This window comes from Mesorhizobium sp. M4B.F.Ca.ET.089.01.1.1 (assembly GCF_004022605.1).
Lineage (GTDB): Bacteria > Pseudomonadota > Alphaproteobacteria > Rhizobiales > Rhizobiaceae > Mesorhizobium > Mesorhizobium abyssinicae.
In genome coordinates, this window is the sequence record NZ_RZOS01000604.1 from 1 (window position 1) to 2,800 (window position 2,800).

Consider the following 2,800-nt stretch of genomic DNA (forward strand, 5'->3'; position numbering starts at 1 on the left):
GTTCGAGGTCGCGCGCGACCACTGGTATCCGATGCTGGTGGTGGTGGATGAGGCGCAGCTCTTCGCGCCGGCGGTGGCGGGCGAGGTTTCCGACGAGGCGCGCAAGCTTTCGCTCGGCGCGATGACCAATTTGATGTGCCGCGGCCGCAAGCGCGGGCTGGCCGGCATCATCGCCACGCAGCGGCTGGCGAAGCTTGCCAAGAACGTCGCGGCGGAAGCCTCCAACTTCCTGATGGGCCGCACCTTCCTCGACATCGACATGGCGCGCGCCGCCGACTTGCTCGGCATGGAGCGGCGGCAGGCGGAGGCGTTTCGCGACCTCGAGCGCGGACAGTTCATGGCGCTCGGTCCGGCGCTGTCGCGGCGTCCGCTCGGCCTGCGCATCGGCCCGACTGATACAAAACCGCGCAACGGCACGCCGCGGCTGATGCCGCTACCGGAGGCGGCCTTGGAGGATGCGCGCGCGATCATCCTCGCCGCGCCGCCGCCCGAGACGGTCAGGCCGCAGCGCCGGGCGCCCTCGCCCGACCTGCTCGACCAGCTGATGGCGGCGAAATCGGCGGCGCTGGAGATCCGCCCCGAGCCGGCGGAGGCCGCACCCAGCGCCGAGGATCTTGCCGAGCGGCGCGAACGGATGGACCGCGTGCTCGGTGCCGTGCTCGCCGAACCCGATGCCGGTTTTCGCGTCATCGGCGTGCTCTACCAGGAGTTCGTCGTCCGGTGCCGGATCGAGGGCCTGGCCTCGGTGGTGCCGGACCTTGCCGAGTTCCGCCGCATGCTGACGCGGGCGCGGGCCGGCCTCGGCTCCGAAATGGCGGAAGACGACGCCTGGCGCGACGTCTCGGTGCGCGCCTCGCTGCTGCCCGAAGACATGCAGGGCGTGTTCATGATGATCGCCCGCGCGGCGAAGGAGAGCCGGCCCTGCCCGAGCGACGCGGCGATCGCGCGCGCCTATGGCTCGCACTCGCTGCGCCGCGCGCGCCGCCTGCTCACCTATATCGAGGAGCAGGGCCTCATCGTCTGCCAACTCGACGGCACCGGCCGGCGCACCGTGACGCTGGTGGAGCTTGCCTGGGCGACGGCGCCGGGCGATCCCAATGCCGAGGAGGCGGAGCTAGGCGTTTCGTGACGAGAGCAAGGCCCCGTACGGGGCCTTACCCTATCGCCATCGAGTCTAGCGTGCTGCCTATTTGCCCATCAGCTGCTTGGCGTTCTCCGCCGTGATCGCCGTCGTCTCCACCGTCACCGTCGGCTCCACCGCGGTCGCGCAGTCGAGCAGGATCTTCTTCGACATCTCGATCGCTTCCTTGGCGCCGGTCGGATAGGTGAAGGTCGCCGCCCAGTCGCCCTTGGCGACGGCCTCGATGCCGCCGGCCGGGCCGGGCAGGCCGTCGGTGCCGATGATCTTGACGTCCTTGCCGGCGCCCTTGGCAGCCAGCAGCGCGCCCGCCGCCATCATGTCGTTCGAGGCGTAGAGCACCTTGATGTCGGGATGCGCCTGCAGCATGGCGGCAAAGGCGGTCTGGGCTTTATCCGGAACCCAGTCGGCGGCCTGCTCGGCGACGACCTGGATTTTGGCGTTCTCCTTCACGCCGTCCTTGAAGCCGTTGAGGCGCTCCACCGCCGGCGTCGAGCTCGGCAGGCCTTCCAGCACCGCCGTCTCGCCGCCGTCGGGCAGCAGCGTCTTTGCCGTGTACTTCCCGGCCTCGAGCGCGATCTTGTAATTGTCGCCGCCGATGAAGGCGGTGTAGTCCTTGCCGGGATCGCCGACCGTCTTGCGGTCGAGCTCGATCACCGGAATGCCGGCATCCATGGCGCGCTTGACGGCCGGCGTCAGAGGGGCGGCCTCGAAGGGCGAGATCAGCAGGAGATCGACCTTCTGAGTGATGAAGTTGTCGACCTGCGACGTCTGCGTGTTGACGTTGCCGGCGCCGTCGGCGATCTGCAGCGTGAACTGCGGAACGTCCTTGGCCGCGGCCGTCAGCTCGTCATTGACGTGCTGGCGATAGGGCTCGGCGTTGTTGGCCTGCGAAAAGCCGATGACGAACTGGCCGTCCTTGGCGCAGGCCTTGACCATCGGGGCGGCGGCCTGGGCGGTGCTGGCGATGCACAGGCCTGCGCCTGCCAGAAGCGCGGCCTTGAGGGCACGCTTCGATCCTCTCAGTGTGGTTTTCATGCTCACTCTCCTCCTCGTCTGGCCGGGGGCGGACAGACCTTTGGTTTCAGTCTCGGGGGTATGCTTGCCGCCGGCCTCCTACCTGCCCAATCCCTCGCGGCGGCGAACGAGGGATTGGAGCACTGCCGCCAGCACGATGATCGCGGCGGTCGCGAGCAGCTGCGTGGCTGGGGTGATGTTGTTGAGCTGAAGGATGTTGGCGAGCGCACCGAGCATGATGGTGCCGGCGACGGTGCCGACCATCGAGCCGGCGCCGCCGAACAGGCTGGTGCCGCCGATGACGACGGCGGCGATCGCCGTCAACTCGTAGCCCATGCCGTCATTGGCGCTGCCGAAATTGAACTGGCCGGCATGCACGATACCGGCAAGTGCTGAGGCAAAGCCAGTGATGGCGTAGACCGAGATCTTCACCATCGACACCGGCACGCCGGAAATGCGCGCGGCGCGCTCGTTGCCGCCGACGGCAAAGACGTAACGGCCGAAACGCGTGGTGTTGAGCACCACCGTGGCGATCGCGGCAAAGGCGATGAAGACGATGGTTGCCACCGGCACTGTGTTGTCGAACAGCCGCTCGCCCAGCACCGCGAACACCGGCGGCGCCAGGCCCGGGCCCTCGCCATAGGA

3 protein-coding genes are annotated in these 2,800 nt (G+C 68.6%); 1 reads left to right on the top strand and 2 read right to left on the bottom strand.

Going from position 1 to position 2,800, the window contains the following annotated elements:
* Positions 1-1,129, top strand: a 1,129-nt coding sequence (locus EN780_RS31405) for an ATP-binding protein (RefSeq protein ID WP_133372799.1), incomplete at its 5' end; no start/stop codon positions are given.
* Between the two features lie 57 nt (positions 1,130-1,186).
* Here the strand turns inward: EN780_RS31405 and EN780_RS31410 are convergent.
* Together EN780_RS31410 and EN780_RS31415 are read right to left on the bottom strand one after the other, a co-directional pair.
* Positions 1,187-2,176 (bottom strand): substrate-binding domain-containing protein, encoded by a 990-nt coding sequence (locus EN780_RS31410; RefSeq protein ID WP_127286074.1) that lies wholly within the window; start codon positions 2,174-2,176, stop codon positions 1,187-1,189.
* A gap of 78 nt (positions 2,177-2,254) precedes the next feature.
* Positions 2,255-2,800 (bottom strand): ABC transporter permease (locus EN780_RS31415; protein ID WP_133372800.1); only part of this gene is annotated, 546 nt, incomplete at its 5' end.